At 73.4% G+C, this 20000-nt stretch carries 20 protein-coding genes; 15 read left to right on the top strand and 5 right to left on the bottom strand.

Annotated elements, in window-relative coordinates; translation table 11 throughout:
• Positions 1–2: 2 nt before the first annotated feature.
• Genes P8R59_RS02665 through P8R59_RS02645 form a run of 5 tightly spaced genes read left to right on the top strand, consistent with a single transcriptional unit; the run spans position 3 to position 6099 of the window.
• The gene (locus tag P8R59_RS02665; protein WP_278102598.1) at positions 3–1622 is read left to right on the top strand and encodes a dipeptide ABC transporter ATP-binding protein; all 1620 of its coding nucleotides are present in this window, start codon (positions 3–5) and stop codon (positions 1620–1622) included.
• 28 nt (positions 1623–1650) lie between these two features.
• On the top strand, positions 1651–2763 hold the full coding sequence (locus P8R59_RS02660; RefSeq protein WP_278102597.1) for an LLM class flavin-dependent oxidoreductase: 1113 nt from the start codon (positions 1651–1653) through the stop codon (positions 2761–2763).
• On the top strand, positions 2760–3746 hold the full coding sequence (locus P8R59_RS02655; RefSeq protein WP_278102596.1) for a ketopantoate reductase family protein: 987 nt from the start codon (positions 2760–2762) through the stop codon (positions 3744–3746). The genes P8R59_RS02660 and P8R59_RS02655 overlap by 4 nt, the downstream gene beginning before the upstream one ends.
• Entirely contained in the window at positions 3743–4792 is a 1050-nt protein-coding gene (locus tag P8R59_RS02650) for an LLM class flavin-dependent oxidoreductase (RefSeq protein ID WP_278102595.1), read from the top strand. Before P8R59_RS02655 ends, P8R59_RS02650 begins: the two co-directional genes overlap by 4 nt.
• On the top strand, positions 4789–6099 hold the full coding sequence (locus P8R59_RS02645; RefSeq protein WP_278102594.1) for an FAD-binding oxidoreductase: 1311 nt from the start codon (positions 4789–4791) through the stop codon (positions 6097–6099). Before P8R59_RS02650 ends, P8R59_RS02645 begins: the two co-directional genes overlap by 4 nt.
• 10 nt (positions 6100–6109) lie before the next feature.
• Here P8R59_RS02645 and P8R59_RS02640 read toward each other — a convergent pair whose 3' ends face one another.
• Positions 6110–6619 (bottom strand): DUF4188 domain-containing protein, encoded by a 510-nt coding sequence (locus P8R59_RS02640; RefSeq protein ID WP_278102593.1) that lies wholly within the window; start codon positions 6617–6619, stop codon positions 6110–6112.
• A 71-nt stretch (positions 6620–6690) separates the two neighbouring features.
• On the opposite strand from P8R59_RS02640, the gene P8R59_RS02635 reads away from it, so the two are divergent.
• Positions 6691–7302, top strand: coding sequence for a MerR family transcriptional regulator (locus tag P8R59_RS02635; RefSeq protein WP_278102592.1), 612 nt, complete (start codon positions 6691–6693; stop codon positions 7300–7302).
• A gap of 9 nt (positions 7303–7311) precedes the next feature.
• On the opposite strand, the gene P8R59_RS02630 is transcribed toward P8R59_RS02635, so the two are convergent.
• Positions 7312–7602 carry a DUF4287 domain-containing protein gene (locus tag P8R59_RS02630; protein ID WP_278102591.1) on the bottom strand — a complete coding sequence of 97 codons (291 nt, stop codon included), beginning with the start codon at positions 7600–7602 and terminating at the stop codon, positions 7312–7314.
• Positions 7603–7692: 90 nt separating this feature from the next.
• Between P8R59_RS02630 and P8R59_RS19225 the strand changes: the two genes are divergently transcribed.
• Together P8R59_RS19225 and P8R59_RS02615 are read left to right on the top strand one after the other, a co-directional pair.
• Complete coding sequence (locus P8R59_RS19225; RefSeq protein ID WP_341210447.1) at positions 7693–8664, top strand: GNAT family N-acetyltransferase; 972 nt, start codon at positions 7693–7695, stop codon at positions 8662–8664.
• Entirely contained in the window at positions 8661–10454 is a 1794-nt protein-coding gene (locus P8R59_RS02615; protein WP_278102590.1) for a S16 family serine protease, read from the top strand. Before P8R59_RS19225 ends, P8R59_RS02615 begins: the two co-directional genes overlap by 4 nt.
• A gap of 9 nt (positions 10455–10463) precedes the next feature.
• Here P8R59_RS02615 and P8R59_RS02610 read toward each other — a convergent pair whose 3' ends face one another.
• Genes P8R59_RS02610 through P8R59_RS02600 form a run of 3 tightly spaced genes read right to left on the bottom strand, consistent with a single transcriptional unit; the run spans position 10464 to position 12542 of the window.
• Positions 10464–10685 carry a hypothetical protein gene (locus P8R59_RS02610; RefSeq protein ID WP_077052432.1) on the bottom strand — a complete coding sequence of 74 codons (222 nt, stop codon included), beginning with the start codon at positions 10683–10685 and terminating at the stop codon, positions 10464–10466.
• Between the two features lie 55 nt (positions 10686–10740).
• Positions 10741–11730, bottom strand: coding sequence for a DNA-3-methyladenine glycosylase family protein (locus P8R59_RS02605; protein WP_278102589.1), 990 nt, complete (start codon positions 11728–11730; stop codon positions 10741–10743).
• Positions 11731–11780: 50 nt separating this feature from the next.
• Positions 11781–12542, bottom strand: a complete 762-nt coding sequence (locus tag P8R59_RS02600; RefSeq protein ID WP_077052430.1) for a winged helix-turn-helix domain-containing protein — start codon at positions 12540–12542, stop codon at positions 11781–11783.
• A 431-nt stretch (positions 12543–12973) separates the two neighbouring features.
• Between P8R59_RS02600 and P8R59_RS02595 the strand changes: the two genes are divergently transcribed.
• The 7 genes from P8R59_RS02595 (at position 12974) to P8R59_RS02565 (ending at position 19986) form a co-directional block, all read left to right on the top strand.
• Positions 12974–13267: a GNAT family N-acetyltransferase gene (locus tag P8R59_RS02595; RefSeq protein WP_278102588.1), complete on the top strand. Its 294-nt coding sequence runs from the start codon at positions 12974–12976 to the stop codon at positions 13265–13267.
• A 90-nt stretch (positions 13268–13357) separates the two neighbouring features.
• Positions 13358–13567, top strand: a complete 210-nt coding sequence (locus P8R59_RS02590) for a hypothetical protein (protein ID WP_077052428.1) — start codon at positions 13358–13360, stop codon at positions 13565–13567.
• Between the two features lies 1 nt (position 13568).
• Positions 13569–13886: a hypothetical protein gene (locus P8R59_RS02585; RefSeq protein ID WP_278102587.1), complete on the top strand. Its 318-nt coding sequence runs from the start codon at positions 13569–13571 to the stop codon at positions 13884–13886.
• A 78-nt stretch (positions 13887–13964) separates the two neighbouring features.
• Positions 13965–15119 (top strand): exonuclease SbcCD subunit D, encoded by a 1155-nt coding sequence (locus P8R59_RS02580; RefSeq protein WP_278102586.1) that lies wholly within the window; start codon positions 13965–13967, stop codon positions 15117–15119.
• Positions 15116–18187 (top strand): AAA family ATPase, encoded by a 3072-nt coding sequence (locus P8R59_RS02575; RefSeq protein ID WP_278102585.1) that lies wholly within the window; start codon positions 15116–15118, stop codon positions 18185–18187. Before P8R59_RS02580 ends, P8R59_RS02575 begins: the two co-directional genes overlap by 4 nt.
• A gap of 9 nt (positions 18188–18196) precedes the next feature.
• Positions 18197–18379 (top strand): hypothetical protein, encoded by a 183-nt coding sequence (locus P8R59_RS02570; protein ID WP_278102584.1) that lies wholly within the window; start codon positions 18197–18199, stop codon positions 18377–18379.
• 119 nt (positions 18380–18498) lie between these two features.
• Positions 18499–19986 (top strand): MFS transporter, encoded by a 1488-nt coding sequence (locus tag P8R59_RS02565; RefSeq protein ID WP_278102583.1) that lies wholly within the window; start codon positions 18499–18501, stop codon positions 19984–19986.
• The last annotated feature ends 14 nt before the right edge of the window (positions 19987–20000 follow it).

Below are 20000 nucleotides of genomic sequence, written 5' to 3'. Positions count from 1 at the left end.
CCATGACGGACACCCTCCTCTCCGTGCGCGACCTGTCGGTGTCGTACGGCGGCCGCCGGGTCGTCTCCGACGTCTCGTTCGATCTGCAGCGCGGCCGGAGCCTCGCCCTCATCGGCGAGTCCGGCTCGGGCAAGTCGACCATCGCGAAGGCCGTGCTACGGCTCCTCCCGCGCGACTCCGGTCAGGCCGAAGGCCGCGTGCTGCTCGAGGGCGACGACGTGCTGGGCCTGCCCCTGGCCCGCTTCCGCCCCCTGCGCGGACGCCGTCTCGGGTTCGTGCCGCAGGACCCCGCGTCGGCCCTCAACCCCGTCCGGACCATCGGCAGCCAGGCGCACGAGGCGGCCGCCCTCACCGGGGAGCGGGATGCCGCGCGCCGCCGCGCCGCCATCCTCGAGGTCTTCGACCGCGTGGGGCTGGCCGATCCGGAGCGCGTGTACCGCTCGTACCCGCACCAGCTCTCCGGGGGGATGCTCCAGCGCGTGCTGATCGGGCTCGCGGTGCTCCCCGAGCCGGCGCTCCTCGTCGCCGACGAGCCCACGAGCGCCCTGGACGTGACGATCCAGAAGCGCATCCTCGACCTGCTCACGGACCTCCGGACATCCCTCGGGATCGGCCTGCTCCTCATCACGCACGACCTCGCGCTCGCGGCCGAACGCGCCGACGACCTCGTCGTGCTGCGCGACGGCGTGATCCAGGAGGCGGGGCCGGTGGCGGAGGTGTTCGCCTCGCCGCGCTCCGAGTACGCCGCGGCGCTCCGCGCCGACGTCCCCGCGCTCTCGCCCGACCGGTACCGGGCGGTGCTGGCGGAACGGCGTATCGACGTCGCCCGCCCCGCCGTGCAGGTGTCCGACGTCGTCAAGACGTTCCGTGTCGGCGGGGAGGAACTGCGCGCGGTCGACGACGTCTCGTTCGAGGTGGCCGCCGGCAGCACCCACGCACTCGTCGGCGAATCGGGTTCCGGGAAGACGACGACCGTCCGCCTCCTCCTGGGTTTGGAGACCCCGGATGCCGGCGACCTCCGCGTCGCGGGCGACAGTGTCCACGGGCGTTCGCGCAAGGACCTGCGCACCGTGCGGCGCCACCTGCAGCTGGTGTACCAGAACCCCTTCACGTCGCTCGACCCGTCGTGGCACGTCGAGAGCCTGGTCCGCGAGCCCCTCGACCGCTATCGGGTGGGCGACCGGCGTGCGCGGCGCGAGGCGGCCCGTGCCGCCCTGACCGCGGTCGGGCTGCGCGAACACCTGTGGCGGCGCCGCGCCGCGGCCCTGTCGGGCGGCCAGCGTCAGCGCGTCGCGATCGCCCGCGCCCTCGTCCTCGAGCCCGATGTGCTGGTGCTCGACGAACCCACGAGCGCGCTCGACGTCACCGTCCAGGCCGAGATCCTCGACGTGCTCACGCGACTGCAGGTCGAGCGGGGCCTGACCTACCTGTTCGTCTCGCACGATCTCGCGCTCGTCCGCCAGATCGCGGACACCGTCACCGTTCTCCGTCACGGCCGCGTCGTCGAGCACGGCACAGCGGCAGAGGTGCTCGACACGCCCCGGCACCCCTACACCCGCTCCCTCGTCGCCGCCGTCCCCGATCCCCGCGGCATCCGATCCTCCGTGCCCGCCACGGTCTGAACCTCCGTCCTCCGCGAAAGGAACCCCCATGCCCGTCGAATTCGTCAACATGGTCGGCAGCCGTCCCCCCGGATCCCCGGCTCCCGGGGGGAACACCTTCACCACGCCCATCGACGTGGACTGGCTCCGCCACTACGCGCGGACCATCGAGTCCTACGGATTCGACTACACGCTGATCCCGTACGCCTCGGCCAGCGCCGACCAGTACGCGCTCGCCGCGACCGTCCTCGCGGCGACGCAGAAGCTCAAGACCGTGGTCGCCGTGCGTCCGAACTCGGCGTTCCCCACCGTCGCCGCCCAGGGGCTGTCCACGCTCGACCAGCTCTCGGGCGGGCGGGCGCTCGTTCACATCATCTCCGGCGGCAGCGACCAGGAGCAGGCCCGCCAGGGCGACTACCTCGACAAGGAGCAGCGCTACCGCCGCTCGTCCGAGTTCATCCAGGTCCTCCGCCGCGTGTGGACGGAGAAGCAGCCGTTCTCGCACGAGGGTGAGTTCTACCGCTTCGACGGCTTCGGACCCGGATACGCGACCCACTCCGGGGACGCGCTCCCCGTGTCCCTCGGCGGGTCCAGCGAGTTCGCCTACGCGTCCGGTGGCGCGCACGCCGACATCTTCGCGCTGTGGGGCGAGCCCCTCGCGCAGACGGCCGAGCAGATCGACCGGGTTTACGCTCACGCCCGCGCCGCGGGGCGCACCGACCGCCTCCGGTTCTGGGTCACGTTCCGCCCGGTGGTCGCCGCGACCGACGCGCTCGCTCGCGAGAAGGCCCGTGGCATCCTCGAGGCGGCCCGCCCCTTCTACGAGAAGGTGAAGGACATCAACAGCACGAACGTCGGCTCGGTGCGTCTGCGCGAGATCGCGGAGCAGGCGGAGGAGCACGACGGCGGCGTCCTGTGGACCCCGCGCGGCGTCGCCGGTTCCGGTGGCGCATCGTCGCTGCTCGTCGGCTCGCCCGAGACGGTCGCCGAGGCCATCGTCCGGTACGTCGAGCTCGGCGCCGACATCGTGTCGCTCCCGACGCTCGGCGACCTGAACGACGCGGTGGATGCCGGGCGCCTGGTCATCCCGCTCGTGCGCGAAGAGGTCGCCCGGCGCGGGGTCGACCCCGAGGTCGTGTTCGGTCGGCGGAACGTCGCGTGAGCGGACGCCGGCTCATCGTCGGGGCGGGAGCCCTCGGCGCCCTCCTGGCCGCGCAGTGGCGGGCCGCGGGCGTGCCCGCCGTGCTCGTCGCGCGCGGGGCCGCGCTCGAGGTCATCCGCGAGCGCGGCGTGACCGTCCGCCGCCCGCACGGCGACGAGACCGTCGTCGTGGACGTGGTCGGCTCGGTCGACGCCGCCGAGCCGGCGGAGGGCGATTCCGTCGTCCTCGCGGTGAAGGCGCAGGATGCCGAGCAGGCGCTGGCCTCCCTCGCGTGGCGCCCCCTCGCCGGGGGAGGAGCGGTCGCGGATCTGCCGGTGGTGACGCTGCAGAACGGGCTCTCCGCCGAAGCCGTCGCGTCGCGGCGTTCCGCGGCCGTGGTGGGCGTCTCCGTCGGCATCGCCGCCAGTCACCTGCGCCCGGGCGAGGTCGTCTCGCCCTCGTGGCCGACGATCGGTGTCGCGCGCGTGGGCGCGGGGACGGACGCGGGTGAGCCCTTCATCGAGGCCGCGCGGGAGGATCTCGCCCGCGCGGGCTTCGCGGCATCGGTGGTGGACGACATCGCGGCAACGAAGCGCCGAAAGCTCCTCGCCAATCTCCGCAACGTGGTGGAGGTCTTCGACGTCGACGCGGCGGAGCGGGATGCCGCCACCGACGCGCTGCGACGGGAGGCGGAGGCGCTCTTCGCGCGGCTCGACCTGGCCGTGGCGCCCGCCGAGCAGGGATTCCTCCCGGTCGAGGACGTCCCGGGCCACGTGCCCGGGCGGCTGTCGACGTGGCAGAGCCTCGAACGCGGCACGAGCGTCGAGAGCGACTACCTCGTCGGCGACATCGTGCTGCTGGCTCGGGGTTCAGGCCGGACGGTCCCGCTCGCCGAGGCGATCCAGCACGCCCTCGGCATCCTGGCCGCCCGGGGCGACCGTCCGGGCAGCGTGCCGTTGCCAGCCGAGATCGCCCACGCCGCGCGGGCGGGGGTGGCATCGTGAGCGCCCCCGCGGTCTCGGCGCCCTCCGCCGGTACGTCGGCCCGGGAGCTGCACATCGGCTTCCACACCCGCGTGCCGTTCGAGACCGGAAAGGCGGCCGAGGGGCTCCGCGACGGGATCGCGCTGTTCCGTGAGGCCGAAGACCTCGGGTTCGACCGCGGGTGGGTGTATCAGCGGCACTTCGACAACTACCTCGCCGCCCCGCTGGTGTTCCTGCCCGTCGTCGCCCAGCACACCTCCCGCATCGGACTCGGCACCGCCATCATCGGCATCCGCTACGAGGATCCGGTCCTGCTGGCCGAGGCCGCCTCCACCGCCGACCATCTGAGCGGTGGCCGGCTGGAGCTCGGATTCGGGACCGGGCTCGGAGGCTTCGACCGAGCCTTCGGGCAGGAACCGAACGACGGACGGCAGCAATCCCTCACCCGACTGGATGCCTTCCTCGGGGCGCTCCGGGGTGACGCGGTGGGTACCGCGCCGAACGGCGATCCCCTCACCGTGCGGGGTGCCAGCCCCGATCTGCTCGCACGCATCTGGTACGGAGCGGGCTCGATCGCCTCGGCGGAGCGCGTCGGGCAGCGCGGGATCAACCTCATGCTCAGCACGATCCTCACCGGCGACATCGCCGAGTACGAGGCCGAGCAGCGGGCGGCGATCGAGGTCTTCCGGGGCCTTCACCCGACCACCGAGCGTGCTCGCGTGTCGGTGAGCCGCTCGATCCTGCCCGCCACGTCGCCGGAACGGGCGCGGCGGTACGCCGCCTACGACGCCGACCGGCGTGCGCACGGTCCCGCGGCATCCCGCCCGCAGGGGGCCGTGGCACCGGCCGCACCGCCGCCGGGCGCCTACACGATGAGCCCGGCGATCCACGGCGAGCCGTCCGCGGTCGTCGACACACTGCTCGCCGACCCCGCCGTCGCCGAGGCGGACGACCTCATCGCGTTCCTCCCGCCGGAGTTCGGTCTCACCGAGAGCACGCGCCTGCTCGAGGACATCGCCGAGCACGTCCTCCCCGCTCTCCGAGCCGAACGAAAGGTCCGTGCATGACCGCTCCCGCGACCGAGATCGACCGGGCGATCGACCGCTCGGGACTCCGACCGGTGGGCGCGCCCACCGAGGTCGTCGTGGCCCGCGACGTCGCCGAGGTGCAGGAGACGGTCCGGCGCGCGGCGGCCGCCGGCACCCCCCTCATCACCCGGGGGGCCGGCTCGGGTCTGGCCGGCGGGGCCGTCGCGGGGGAGGGCGCGATCGTCCTCGACCTCTCCCGTCTCACCCGCATCCGCGCGATCGACCCGGTGGACGGCACCGCGGAGGTCGAGGCCGGCGTCATCACGGCCGACCTGGATGCCGCGGCTCGCGCCCACGGCCTGATGTACGCCCCGGATCCGGGCAGTGTCGGCATCTCCACGGTCGGCGGCAACATCGCCACGAACGCGGGGGGCCTGCGCGGCGCGAAGTACGGTGTGACGCGCGATGCGGTGCTGTCGGTCGACGTGGTCCTGGCCGACGGTTCGCTCGTCCGCCTCGGTCGGCCGACGATCAAGGGCGTCACCGGGTACGACCTGGCGGGCCTCGTGGTGGGGTCCGAGGGGACGCTCGGGATCGTCGTCGCGGCCCGCGTGCGCCTGCTGCCGGCGCCGCAGCGGGTGGCCACGGCCTCCGCGTTCTTCGCGACGCTGGAGGACGCCGCGCGCGCGGTCGCCGCGATCGCGGTGAGCGGTGCGCGCCCCGCGGTGCTCGAGATCCTCGACGGCGCGACGCTCGGGGCGATCGACGCCGCGTCCGGGACGGCGCTGCGCGCTCAGGGGGAGGCCCTGCTGCTGGCGCAGACCGACGGCTTCGGCGCCGCGGAGGAGATGGCCGTCGTCCTCGCGGCGGTCGCTCCGACCGCGACCCATCACGAGTGGACCGAGGATGCCGAGCGCGCCGCCGACCTCCTGTCCGCGCGGCGTCAGGCGCTCCCGGCACTGGAACGCATCGGGCGCCCCTTGATCGAGGACATCGCGGTCCCGCGGAGCCGGCTGGCCGAGGCGATCAGCGGCATCCGTCTGATCGCGGATCGCCACGGGGTGCCGATCTTCGTGTTCGGTCACGCCGGTGACGGCAACCTGCATCCGATCATCGTGGTCGAGCCGGGCGAGGGCGACCTGCCCGAGACCGCCGTCCGCGCCGCCGACGACATCTTCGCTCTGGCGCTGTCGCTCGGCGGGACGGTGACCGCCGAGCACGGTGTCGGCCGACTCAAGCGCGAATGGGCCCGGCGCGAACTGGGCGAGGACGCCGTGCGGCTGCACGACGAGATCAAGCGGGTGTTCGATCCGCTCGGCATCCTGAACCCGGGCAGCGGGTACTGAGCCGGTCCGGTCACTGCGCGGGTTCGACCGACGGGCGCGCCGACGTGCGCCCGTCGGCCGCGCGGGCCGCCGCCCGGTCGTGCCGTGAGCCGACGGGCACGATCGCCGTCGCCTTCGGCAGCCCCATCGCGGGCGTCGCGACGAAGATCGACTCGGCGCGGTCGACGAGGTACGTCTCGTGCCAGATGCCCACGGCGCCGGCCGCTTTCCGCGCGCGCTTGTTGAAACGGGTCCAGGCCGGGCGGTGCGTCTGCGCGGGCGCCGACGCGTAGGCGTACAGCTTCTCCAGCGACGACCAGTACTGCACGAGGTACGGGCCGCGCGCTCCGATGAGCATCGTGAACCCGAGGAGTCCCGACTCGGGGTCCGTGCTGAGTTCGCGCAGCATCGGCCCCATCTCTGCGGAGATGGGCAGCCACAGGTCGGGCCGCCACCACCGGTTGATGGTCATGCCGATGTGGAAGACGACGAGTTCGCCGTCGTGCTGGTGGGTCATGCGACCCGGATTGATGGATGCCATGGGCCCGTCCTCACTGGATAGTGTCACTATCTAGTGTTGGATAGTAGAACTATCCAGTCAAGGGGGAATCGATGCGCATCTCGGAACTGTCCGCTCGCAGCGGCGTCTCCGTGGCGACGATCAAGTACTACCTCCGCGAGCGCGTGCTGCCCGAGGGGGAGCGGACGTCACCGACCCAGGCGACGTACGGCGAAACGCACCTGCGCCGACTCGGCGTCATCCGGGCCCTCGTCGCCGCCGGGGTCGGGATCGCCGGGGTGCGCAACGTCATCGCCGTGCTCGAGAACCCCCCGGAGGCGCCCGGCGCGCTCCTCGGAGCAGCGAGCTCGGCGGTGAACCCGGCCGACGACGACGCCCACCTCGACCTGGAGCCGGCGCGCGCGCTCGTGGCCCGCTTCGGCGGCGAGCCGGACGAATGCGCGCCGGGTCAGGTCGCCGCCGTCGCCCGCGCCCTGAACTCCCTCGACCGTGCGGGATTCGCGGTTCCGGAACCCGTGCTCGCCGCGTACGTCGAGCATCTCGCCGCCATCGGCGAGGCGGAGCTCGAGGCGACGCCCGCGGACTCCGCCGAAGAGGCCGTCCGCTACGTCGTCCTCGGCACCGTGCTGGTCGAACCGCTCATCCTCGCCCTCCGTCGGGTCGCCGAGCAGATGGCCGCTTCGCGCCGGTTCGGAGGCGGCTGAGCCGTCCGGTCAGCGGTGCGGATTCGACGCGGCGCCGTCGAGCCACAGCGTGTCGGTCGGGTCGCTGTGCGTGCCGCCGGAGCCGACGTGGGTGGCGCTGATCCGCGGGCCCTTCGTGATGACGTGCACGAGAGCCATGCCGTGACCGCGTCCGAGGTCGTAGTCGGTCTTCAGCCACTCCAGGATCGGGGTCGCCTTGGTGTCGGGGCCGAATCCGCGTTCCGCCGCGAGATCGACGAGCTGGCGCGGCGTCAGCCCGGTCTTCTTCTCGACCGCGTCGAGGTACGCCTGGAAGGACATCGGCACTCCTGTCTCGGTGGCGGGCGGCGGGGCGGTGGGCGCCCGGCGCTCGAGGGTCAGGCTAGCGACACGGCGCGATAGCGTCGAGGGATGGCCGTCACGTTCCACCGCGCACCCGTCGCCGAGATCGCCCCGCTCACCCTCTACCGTCTGCTGTGGCTCCGGGTGTCGGTCTTCGTCGTCGAGCAGGAGGCGGCGTACCCCGAGATCGACGGCCGCGACATCGAGCCCGGCGCCGAGCTGCTCTGGGCCGAGGACGAATCCGGAGCCGTGCTCGCGACCCTGCGCGTGCTGCGCGAAGGCCGCAACACCCGCATCGGGCGGGTCGCGACCGCCGCGTCCGCGCGGGGCCGGGGGCTCGCCGCCGAACTGATGCGCGCCGCCGTGGGGATCCTGGATGCCGAGGCCCCCGGCATCCCGATCCTCCTCGATGCCCAGGCTCAGCTCGCCGAGTGGTACGGCCGCTTCGGATTCGTCGTCTCGGGCGAGCCCTTCGCCGAGGACGGCATCCCGCACCTGCCGATGCGGCGCACCCACCTCGCCACCGAGCGACTCGTGCTCCGGGAGTGGACCCGCGCGCAAGACGACCGGACGTTCCTGTTCGACATGTACCGCCGGCCCGAGGTGCGTCGGTACATCGGCGACGGTCGGACGATGACGGATGCCACCGAGGTCGACGCCCTGCTCGATCGGTGGAGCGACCGCGGCGACGGGGTCCTCGGCGTCCGCGCCGTCACGCGAACCGATGGGCGGAGGCTGGGCGCGATCCTGCTGAAGCCCATCCCGTGGTCCGCCGGGGTGGGCGACGGGCGAGCCGACGACGTCGAGATCGGCTGGCACTTCCACCCCGACGCCCAGGGCGACGGATACGCGACGGAGGCCGCCGCGGCGGTGCTCGCGCTCGCGCACGCGACCGGCATCCCTCGCGTGGTCGCCGTGACCCACCCCGACAACCGCGCCTCGCAGGCGGTCGCCGAGCGCATCGGCATGCGGCCGGCCGGAGAGACCGACGACTACTACGACACGACGTGCGCGCTGTTCGTCTCGGAGCGGCCATCGTGAGACGCACCGCCGCCGCGGCCGTCGCTCTCGTGTCCGTCCTCGTCCTCTCGGGGTGCGGGCTCCAGTTCTCCCTCGGTTTCGGCACCGGGTCGGACGGCCGGTTCGAGGGCAGCGAGATCACCGTGCCCGTGCTGTACGCGAGCGGCAAGAAAGGGGTGCTGGCCGCCCAGCGCATCACCGCGTCCTCCGCCGACGGCGACGGCCTCAGCGTCGACATCACCGAGAACGACGTCAGCGGCGTCGATCCGGTCACGCAGTCCGCGACCTGGACGGCGGTCACCGCCGCGACGCTCCTCACCGGCGCTCGGCCGGACACCGCGTACACGTTCGGCTTCGACACGCGCCTCGCGACCCCGGCGGCGGGCGCCGTCACCGCCGTGGGCGTCCTCGCGCTGTACTACGGCACCGAGATCCAGTCGGGGGTCGCCCTGTCCGGAGCGGTGACCCCGTTCGGCGCGATCCGACCCGTCGCGGGGCTCGCGGAGCAGGTCGCCGCGGCCGTCGAGGCCGGAGGGATCGACACGATCCTCGTTCCGGCCGGTCAGCGGATGGTGCGGAACGCGCAGGGCGAGACGGTCGACCTCGACCAGCTCGCCGCGACCGGCGGGATGACGGTGACCGAGGTCGCCGACATCGCCGGCGCCTACGCCGTGATGACGGGGGAGGACCTTCCGGAGGCGGCGTTCCCCACGCCGCAGCCTTCTCCGTCGCCCCTCGCGACGGCCGCGGAGGTCGCCGAGGACGACGGGCCGCTCGGCGCGGCCGTCGACGCGATCCTGGAGGCCGCCTCCGCATCCCTCGAGACCGCGACCGGCCCGGCGCTCGCCGACCCGGCGCGCACCGCGTTCGCGAACGCCTCGGCCCTGCGCGCGGAGGGAGAGACCGAGGCGGCGTTCGCGGCTGCCACGACGGCCGCCGACGCGGCGGCCCTCGCCGCAGCAGCGCAGGCGCCCGTCGGGGAGGCGACGGCGGATTCGGCGCGGGTGCGCGAGGCCGCCGGAGGGCTTCTCGACGGCCTCGCTGAGCGGTCGCCCGAGACCCTCGACGATCTCGACGCGATCCTCCGGGCGGCGACCGCCGCGACCGAGGCCTACGCCCTCGCCCGGTACGCCGAGGACATGTCCGCCGAAGCGGTGGACGACTCCTCCGTCGTCGCCGCCACGAACGCCGCCGCGCTCGCGCGGTCTTCCCTCCGCACGGCTCAGACTGTCGCCGGCCTGCCCGCGGGCGGCGGTGGCCGACTCGTCGGCGACGCCGACCTCGACGGGGTGGCCTCGCTGCTGCGGCGAGCGGGCATCGCCGCGAGCGACGCGTATCGGTCGCGGGTGATCGCGGCGCGCGCCGACGCCGACGGCATCGACGTCGACGCCGCTGAGGCGCGCGTGGCGGCGGCCGACCCCGCGGCGCTGCGCGCGCTCGCCCTCGCCCGCGCGCGCGACGAGTTGGCCGAACGAGCCCCCGACGACCGCGGGTGGGCCGCGCTCGGCATCGCTCTCGTCGGATACACGCGCGTGTCGCCCGTGCTCGCGGCGACGCAGACCGTGCGTCCGCCCTCGGACGTGGATGCCGCGGACGCGGCGGCGCGACGGATCGCCGTGGCCGACGAGTACACGGTGTCGGCGGTCGACGCGCTCACGGAAACGGGGGCGACGACACCGTTCGTCCGGGGCGCGCTCGCGGAGGCGACGATCGACGCCGAGACGACGCCCGCCGCGGGGGCCGCGGGTTACGTCACTCCGTTCGTGACCGCCCGGGTGCTCGCCTTCGCCGCCGGCGTCGAACGTTCCTGAGTCCGCGCGTCAGAGCTCGACGCCGTTGTCGGGGTCGTTGACGCCGACGTTGCGTCCGCGGTTCGACTCGAACGCGATGAGCCACCCCAGCGAGATCACGGCCGCCAGCAGCAGGCCGAGCCACACGTTCTGCCACACCAGACCGAACAGGATGCCGGCGCCCAGCAGCACCACGGAACCGAGAAGCCAGTACGTGCGTCCGCGGGGCCAGCCCGTCCCGGAGTGCGTCATGCGCCCAGCCTAGGCGCGTGCCGCCTCCGATGCCCCGCGCGACCGGTCGTGGTCGTCACCGGTCGCGGTGGTCTTCGGGGGCGAGCCGTGGGCCGCGCCGCGGTTCCAGTCCGGCTCCCGCGTAGATGAGACGGATGACGCGCTGGCGGTGCCCGGCGAAGGGCTCGAGGAGTTCGAGCATGCCGTCGTCGTCGGTGCGGTGCCCCGTCAGGGCGTAGCCGACCTGGTGAGCCAGGTGGTAGTCGCCGATGCTCACGGCATCCGGATCCCCGAACGCCCGGATGCGCGTCTCGGCGCTTGTCCAGACGCCGACCCCGCGCAGGCTGATGAACACCCGGTCGCGGGCTTCGCCGTCTGCGGCGTCGAGCGCTGCCCGTTCGACCGAGGCGCCCCGGCGCGCGGCCTCGACGATCGTGCGCGACTGCGGCGGTTCGAGTCCCGCGCGATGCCAGGCCCAGGACGGTACGTGCCGCCAGCCCTCCACGTCCGGCGGGGCGAACATCGGGCGCGGCGTCGGACCGGGGGCGCGCTCGCCGTACCAGGTGACGATGGTGCGCCACGCGGAGAACGCCTGGAGGCTCGTGACCTTCTGCTCCATGACCGCGCTCACCAGCGCATCGAACACGAGGTCGGTTCGACCGATGCGGAGGTCGGGGTGCCGTCGATGCCACTCGGCGACCGACGGATGCCGCGACGCGTCGAAACCGTCGGGCTCGTCGAGCGCGCCGCACAGCGCGGGCAGCTGGTCCACCGCCCACTCGGCGCCCGGACCCCACGCCGCGGCACGGACCGTGCCGTCGGCGGTGCGGCGGAGCGCGAGCGTCGCGACGCCCGTCGGGGTGCGACTCGCGCGCCAGATCACACCCCCGGTGCGCAGCGCGCCCGACGCCAGGAACGTCGGGTCGTTGCGTCCGTGGCGTTGCGCGCCGACCGTGGCCTCGACGTCGACGGGCTGAGGCGGGCGGTACTCCGTCTGGAGGGGCTCGGCGACCGGCGGTCGCGGGTCGCGCGACGACGGTCGCACGTGCACCCGCGTCGATCTCATGCCGACACCCTACGTCGCCCCGCCGACATGACGCTCAGCGGGGCGGCTGCTCAGAAGCGGTCGGGCGAGGGCGTGCCGTGGCCGTAGCGGATGGACACGTCGGCGTGCCGATCGAACCGGTAGCCGACCCCCCGCACGGTGCGGACGATGTCCTCGTACGCGCCGAGCTTCGCGCGCAGACGCCGCACGTGCACGTCGATCGTGCGCTCACCGGGCGCTTCGTCATCGGTCGCGCCCTCCCACAGCGACGAGACAAGCTCGGTGCGCTCGATCGTGCGGCCCTCGCGGAGCACGAGGTACTGCAGCAGCTCGAACTCCTTGAAGGTGAAGGCGGCGGACTCGCCGTCGATGAGGACGCGCTTGCGCGAGATGTCGACGACGACGCCGCGGGGAGCGCGGTCCTCTTCGGCCGGTTCCTCCTTGGTGCGGGCGACGGCGGAGGGTTCGTGGAGGGCGAGCCGTACCACGTCGACGTCGCGACCGCCGGCACCGGCCGGGGCGAGTGCGACCGTCGCGTAGGTCTCGGCGGCGGGCGCGAGCTCGCCGAGGGTGCGGCGCAGCGCCTCGACGAGGGTGCCGAGGCTGACGCCGGCTTCGGCGGCCTTGGCCTCGTCGATGCCGACGTAGAGGGCGAAGCCGCGGGGAGCGGTCCCGGCGGGCAGTGCGGCCCGTGCCGCGGGGGTGGGGGTCGCGGGGGCGGCGGCCGGAGCGGCGGGCCGCGCGGCGACGACGCGACGCGCGGGCTGCGGGCGGACCGCGGTGGCGGAAGTGGCGGTGGTGGCGGGGCGGTCGAGAACGGCGGAGATCGACATGAGGGAAGTGTCCTTCAGTGGTGAACCCGGGCGTCGAGGGAGCGGGGTTCAGCGGGAGGTGTGTGGCCGAGGGGCCGGAGCGCGGTGTCCGGGTACGCGTGATCGACGCGGAAGGCGGACGACCGGGCGACGACGCCGGCGTTCAGAAGCGCGGGGTCGTCGGGGCGAGGGTCGCTGTTAGCGGCACATTCGACAACACATGACAACGCGGCCGGGCATCATGATGCCGGCAGTTCCGTTCGCCTCCCGGGCGGACAGAGCAAGCGCGTTGAGAGTCATGCGGCTGATTATGACCCACCATGGCGGATCGCGTCAAATCGTGACCGGCGAGGATGTGGCATTCTGCTCTGTTCTCGACGTGCGAGCGCCCGCGGACCGTGCACATTGCGTTCTCAGCGCCCGTTCCCGAGAAGCGGCGTACCGTGAGGTGCATGACCGACCTGCGTTTCGCCGACGATCGTGCCGCCTCGCGCTACACCCTGCACGACGGCGATGATCTGGTGTCCGTCCTCGACTATCGCGACGACGGCCGCACGATCGCGCTCACGCGCGCGTTCACCATTCCGACGTTCCGCGGACGGGGGTACGCCGCCGTGGTCGTGGAGCGGGCGGTCGACGCCATCGAGCAGGCGGGAGACCGCGAGATCCTCCCCGTGTGCTGGTACGTGGGCGAGTGGTTCGACGCTCACCCCGAGCGTGCGGGCCTCCTCCGCGCCCGAAGCTGAGCGACCCGGTACCCGGGCCTCCCTGAAGCGTCAACCCCCGGCCGCGGGGGCTCCTCGGCGACGAAGCTGGGAGCGTCGAAAGGGGATGCCATGACCGACGACCGCGACCTTCCCGAGGGCGTCATCGATGCGAACCCTCCCGGCGGCTGGGTGAGCGGCGATGTCGCCGACGGCGAGACCGCCGAGCAGAACGAGCGGGCGAAGGGGTCGCCGCGTCTGAACGACGCCGAGCCCTCGGACCCGATCGAAGGCGATGCCGCCAGTCAGGGCATCGACCCCGACATGAGCACGGAGGACTGACATGACCGACCACTCCCGCAGCCCCCAGCCGTCCGACGGCCCCGAGGGCGGGGCCTCGCCGGCGGATTCCGTCGGCGGCGCCGTGCACCCCGAGGGCAAGACGACGCGACCGGGCGAGCAGTCCGCACCCGCGATGGACACGCACCCCACCGACGACGAGGCGCGCATCGCCGGCGTCGTCGTGCAGACGCGCGCCGATGTCGGCGACGCGTCCGAAGAGCGCATCGCCGACGTGCTCCGTCAGCGCTTCTCCGACGTGGGCCTCGACCTGGGTGACGACCGCATCCGTGCTCTCGCGGCCGAGGTCTCCGCCGGCTGACGGCGCCGGACGCCTCGGCGTGCGCGACCCGCGCCCCGGCTGAGCGTCGATGTCGGAGGCCCGACGTACCGTGTGAACATGCGGATCCTGCACACCTCCGACTGGCACATCGGGCGGTCGTTCCACGGCCACTCGACGCTCGACGCCCTGGCCGACGTGCTCGGTGCGCTCGTCGAGCAGGTGCGCGTGCACGCCGTCGACGTCGTGATCGTCGCGGGCGACGTATTCGACTCCGCGGCTCCGTCGGCGGCCTGCTACCCGCTTCTGACGGGCACGCTCGCGGCGCTCGCCGACGCGGGCGCACGCGTCATCGTGACCTCGGGCAACCACGATTCCGCAGCCCGGCTGGGTTTCCAGTCGGCCCTCCTGCGCGAAGAGATCACGGTCGTCACCGATCCGCTCGCCGTCGGTTCCCCGGTGACGATCGACGATGCGCACGGTCCCGTCCACTTCTACGGCATCCCCTACCTCGAGCCCGCGATCGTGCGCCACCTGTGGGAGGGTGTCGAACTCCGCAGCCAGGCGCAGACCATCGGCCACGCCATGGACCTCGTGCGCCGCGACCTGGCGGCGCGCGGCGGCAGGTCGGTCGCGATCGCGCACTGCTTCGCCGCCGGTGTCGAGGCAACGCCCGGCGTGGAGCGCGAGATCCGCCAGGGCGGGCTCGACAACGTGCCGCTCCCGGTCTTCGACGGCCCCGACTACGTCGCGCTCGGGCACATCCACGGGCGCCAGCAGCTCTCCGACCGCGTGCGCTACGCCGGGGCGCCCGTGCACTACAGCTTCGGTGAGGCCGGCAAACCGAGAGGGTCGTGGCTCATCGATCTGGATGCCACGGGCCTGGCATCCGTCCAGTGGCTCGATCTGCCCGTGCCGCGGCCGCTGGTCACCCTCCGGGCATCGTTCGACGACCTGCTCGGCGATCCCGCGTTCGACGCGCACGTCGACCAGTGGGTGCGGGCCGAGTACACCGACTCCACACCGCAGATCGATCCGATGCGCCGGTTGCAGGCCCGGTTCCCCTGGTGCGCGACGGTCGCCCACACCCCGGCCGAGGCGCGGAAGGACGACGGCCTCGGCTACGCCCGACGTGTGCGCGCCGCCCGCGACGAGACCGAGATCATCGACGCGTTCCTCACGCACGTACGCGAGGGCGAAGGGGCCTCCGACGCCGAGCGCGAGCTCATTCGAGAGGTGCTCGACGCGCGCGCCGTGACGGAGGCGCGGTCGTGAAGCTGCATCGCCTCGAACTCGAGGGCTTCGGGCCGTTCCTCGAACGTCAGGTCGTCGACTTCGACGCCTTCGCCGACGACGGGATCTTCCTCATCACGGGCCGCACGGGCGCCGGGAAGTCGAGCGTCCTCGACGGCGTCTGCTACGGCCTCTACGGGGGTGTTCCCCGCTACGACGGAGCCGAGCGGCGTCTGCGCAGCGATCACTGCGGACTCGACGACCCCACGAGCGTGACGGTCGAGTTCAGCGCCGAGGGGCGCCGGTGGCGCGTCACGCGCTCGCCCGAGTACGAGCGTCCCAAGCGCAACGGAGCGGGAACCACGAAGGAGCCCCACCGGGCCGCTCTCGAGGTGCTCGAGCCCGAGGGCTGGACGGGTGTCGCAGCGAGACCGGTCGACGTGGCGGCGCAGCTGGACGGAATCCTCGGGCTCACCCAGCAGCAGTTCCTGCAGGTGATCCTGCTCGCTCAGAACCGGTTCGCCCGGTTCCTTCTCGCCAAGAACGACGAACGGCAGGCGCTGCTGCGCACCCTCTTCGGCACCCGTTCGTTCGAGCAGTACGCGACGGCCCTCGACGATCGGCGCAAGCGCGCGGCCGAGCGGCTGGCCGCGGAGGGCACCGAGGTGTCGACGCTGCTGGACGAGGCGGAGCGCATGGTGGCCGAGGTCGATGCGGCCCGCGAGGTCGGGCCGGAGGCCGATGCCGTGGGCGGATCCGACGTGCGCGAAGACGTGGCGGAGTCCGGGGGCCCAGGGCGCGCGACGCTGACGATCGACGAACGGCTCGCACGTCTCATCCGCGCCGTCGAGCGGTTGCAGTATCGCGTCGAGGCAGCCGCGCACGAGCGGGAGGCGGCGAAGGGTGCGCTCGATGCCGCGCTCGCCGCGGAGCGCGAGGCGGCGTCGATGCACGAGCGTCAGGTCGAGCGGCAGACGGCGCGGCAGCACCTCGCGGCCCTCGAGTCGGACGCCGACCGCGTCGCGGTCCTGCGGGCGGAGTCGGCGGCCGCGGCGGCCGCGGAGGTCCTGCGGGCGTCGGTCGACGCGCTCGACCGCACACGGCGCGCGGTCGAGCCCGCACGTGCCGCTGTCGACGCCGCGGTCCGGGCTGCGGCCGACCTCGGCGAGGTCGGACTCGACGCGGCGGCCGACCTCACCATCCGCGACGACGAGCTCACGACGGTGATCGCGCGCGTCGACGAGGCGCTCGCCCTCGAGGACGAGTGGGCGACGATCGAGGCCGACGTCGCGAGGCGTCGAGCGGACGTCGAGCGTGCCGAGCGGTCCGCCGACGAGGTCCGCACGCGGCGCGACGGGGTGCCGGCCGCGCTCGCCGCCCTCGATCAGCGAATCGCCGCTCTGACCGATGCCGCCTCCCGTCGCGACGTCGCCGCGGCCGAACGGACCGAGGTCGCCCGCCGGATCGACGCGGCGCTGGACGCCGAGAAGCTCGCCGAAGAGCGGGACATCGCCGATCTCGCCGCCCTCGTGCGCGCCGACGAACTGCGTCTCGCCGTCGAGGCCTGGAGCTCCCTCCTGCGGCGCCGGCTCGCCGGGGCCGCAGCCGAACTCGCACACGCCCTCGTGGACGGCGAACCGTGCGCCGTCTGCGGATCGCGCGAGCATCCGGCGCCCGCGGTGGGCGCCGGCGAACCCGTCACCGACGCCGAGGTCTCGGCCGCCGAAGACCGCAAGAACGCCGCGACCGAGCTCGACCGGCTGGCATCCGACGCTTCGCGGGTCGCCCGTGACGCCCACGCGCTCGCCGCCGCCCGGGCCGGAGGAGAATCGGTGACCGCGCTTCGCGAGCGACACGACCGCGTCGGCGAGACGCTCGCCCAGGCAGAGGCCGACGTGGCCGAGTTCGACCGCCTGGCCGCCGCGCGCGCCGAGCTCCTCGACCGCGAGAAGGCGGACTCGATCGAGAGTGAGCGGTGGGCGCACGAGCTCGCCGTGGCCCGCCAGGATCTCGCGCTGCACCTTCAGCGCGCCGAGGCGCTGCGCGCGGCCGTCGAGGACGCACGCGGCACGTTCGACAGCGTGCGGGCGCGTCGCCGCGACCTCCGGGCGCGCAGAGACGCCGTCCGAGCGGTGATCGCCGCGCGGATCGAGCACGAGACGCGCACCCGTGCCGCCGCGGATGCGCGCGCGACCTTCGACGGGCTGCGGGGCGAGAGCGCCTTCGCCCACGAGGACGACGTGCGCACCGCCCTTCGCGACCCCGCCGCCCGCCGCCGCCTGGAATCCGCGGTCGGCGAGCACGAGGCCGCGCTCGCCGCCGTCCGCCGTCGACTTCTCGAACTCGAACTCGTCCTCGTCGGGGCGCCCGACGAGCCCATCGACTTCGCCCCGGCGGCTGCGGGGGTGCGCGACGCCCGCTCCGCCGTGGAGTCCGCCGCCGCCGCTCACGCCGCTGCCTCCGCGGTGGCGACGCGCGTGCGCGATCTCGCCCAGCGGGTCGATGCGGGCAGTTCCTCGGTCGCGCGACTGTCCGAGGCGCATGCGGTCGTCGCGCGCCTGGCCGACACGATGGCCGGCCGTGCCCCGAACACCCGCCGGATGACCCTCGAGACCTTCGTCCTCGCGGCCGAGCTGGAAGAGATCGTGGATGCCGCGAACCTCCGTCTCGACCACATGTCCGCCGGTCGCTACCGGCTGCAGCACACCGACGCGTTGGCCGCGCGGGGAGCCGCGAGCGGTCTGGGACTCGAGATCATGGACGCCTTCACCGGCCAATGCCGACCGCCCCAGTCGCTGTCGGGCGGCGAAACGTTCCTCGCGTCCCTCGCCCTCGCGCTCGGGCTGGCCGAGGTCGTGACGGCGCGGGCGGGTGGCATCCGGCTCGACACCCTGTTCATCGACGAGGGCTTCGGCTCCCTCGACGACGAGACCCTCGACCTCGCGATGCGAACGCTCGACGAGCTGCGCCAGGGCGGCCGTACGGTCGGCGTCATCAGCCACGTCGCGTCGATGAAGGATCAGCTGCCGGCCCAGGTGCGGGTGACGGCGACCCCTCGCGGTCCGAGCGTGATCCGTCAGGACTCCGCGACGGTCGCAGCGCCCGCCTAGGCTGGGATCATGCGTACGAGCACCCTCTGGACCGTTCTCGGCGTGATCGCGGCGGTGATCATCGCGGGGCTGATCGTCAACGTGCTCCTGTGGTTCATCGGGTTCGTCTTCCGGCTGGTGCTCATCGCGGTGGTGGCGGTCGTCGTGTTCCTGGTGCTGCGCGCGGTGTTCGCCCGGCGCGACGCGGACTGACGCTCCGCAGAAGTCCGGGCGGGACCGGCCCGACGCACGGCGACGTCCGCCCGCGACCCCGACCGCGCGATGGCGCAAGCCCGCCCGCGGCGTCGTCGCCCGCGAGTAGCGTGAGCGCGATGCCTGAAGAACGCACGTCCCCCCACCCGCCTACGCGCGACATCCAGCTCTCCCCGCGCCACCGCTGGCGTGCGTACTGGATCGCCGTCTCGGTCGCGGCCCTCACCATCCTCGATCTCACGAAGGTCAACGTCGCGCTGCCGTCGATCGAATCGGCGTTGAACGCGGGACCCACGGAGCTGCAGCTCGTGGTGTCGGGCTACATCCTGACCTTCGGTCTGGTGCTGGTGCCGGCGGGTCGGTTGGGCGACCTGCGGTCGCGACGGGTGCTGTTCCTGGTCGGACTGTCGCTGTTCCTCCTCACCAGTCTGGCGTGCGCACTCGCGCCCAACACCGCGGTGCTCCTGACCGCCCGTCTCCTGCAGGGAGTGGCCGCCGGCATCCAGATGCCCCAGGTGCTCGGACTCGTGCAGCAGCTCTTCCAGGGCAAGGAGCGCGGTCGCGCGTTCGGCCTGTTCGGGGCGACGATCGGCATCGCGACGGCGTTCGGTCCGACTCTCGGGGGACTCCTGATCGCCCTCGGCGGTCAGACCGACGGCTGGCGGCTCATCTTCTGGATCAACATCCCCCTCGTCGCGATCGTGATCGTCCTGGCGGCGTGGCTGCTCCCGAGCACCCGGACGAAGTCGCACCGCGCGCTCGACCTCGATCCGATCGGCGTCGTGCTCTTCGGGCTGACGATCGTCGCCCTGATGTGGCCGTTCCTCTTCACGACCGGGTCGCCCGACGACGACCCTCGTCGCTGGTGGCTGCTGGTGGCCTCCGCGGTGTTCGCCGCCGCGTTCGTCTTCTGGGAGCGCCGCTACGCCGACCGCGGGCGGATGCCGCTGATGCCGTTCGCGATCTTCGGGCTCGGCTCGTACCGCAACGGTGTGCTGATCTCGACCGCCTACTTCGCGGCGGTGCCGGCCATGTTCCTCCTCGGCACGCTGTACCTGCAGGGCGGCCTCGGGCTTCCCCCGGTGTTCGCCGGCATGGTGACGATCGGGTTCGCGGTGGCCTCGGCCGGCAGCGCCTGGATCGGCGGCACCCTGGTGACCCGGCTCGGACGCCCGCTCGTGGTGGGCGGCATCCTCGGGATGGTCGTCGCCGCGGGGGCCCTCGTGCTCGTCGCCGTCGTCACCCCGCCGGAATGGACGCCGTGGGCGATGGCCGCGGTCATGGCCGTGGGCGGTCTCGCCGGGGGACTGGTCGTCTCCCCGAATCAGACGCTCACCCTCGCGGACATCCCCGTCTCCCGCGGCGGGGTCGCCGGGTCGATCGGCCAACTGGGGCAGCGTGTCGGAACGGCGGTGGGGACGGCCATCGCGCTGGCCCTCTTCTACGCCACGGTGTACCGCGAGCAGGGCGACCGCGAAGAGCTCACGGTGTTCCACGACGCCTACGCCAGCGGGATGATCGCCGTCGGCGTCTTCCTCGGGCTCGCGCTCATCGTCGGTGTCGCCGACCTCGCCGGTCGCGCCCGCCACGGGTCGCAGACGCCGTAGCGGTGGCCGCCGGG

Origin of the sequence: Microbacterium proteolyticum, assembly GCF_029639405.1 — a bacterium.
Classification (GTDB): Bacteria; Actinomycetota; Actinomycetes; order Actinomycetales; family Microbacteriaceae; genus Microbacterium.
Note: the sequence above shows the minus strand (reverse complement) of the source record. Positions and strands in the feature narration are given on the sequence as shown.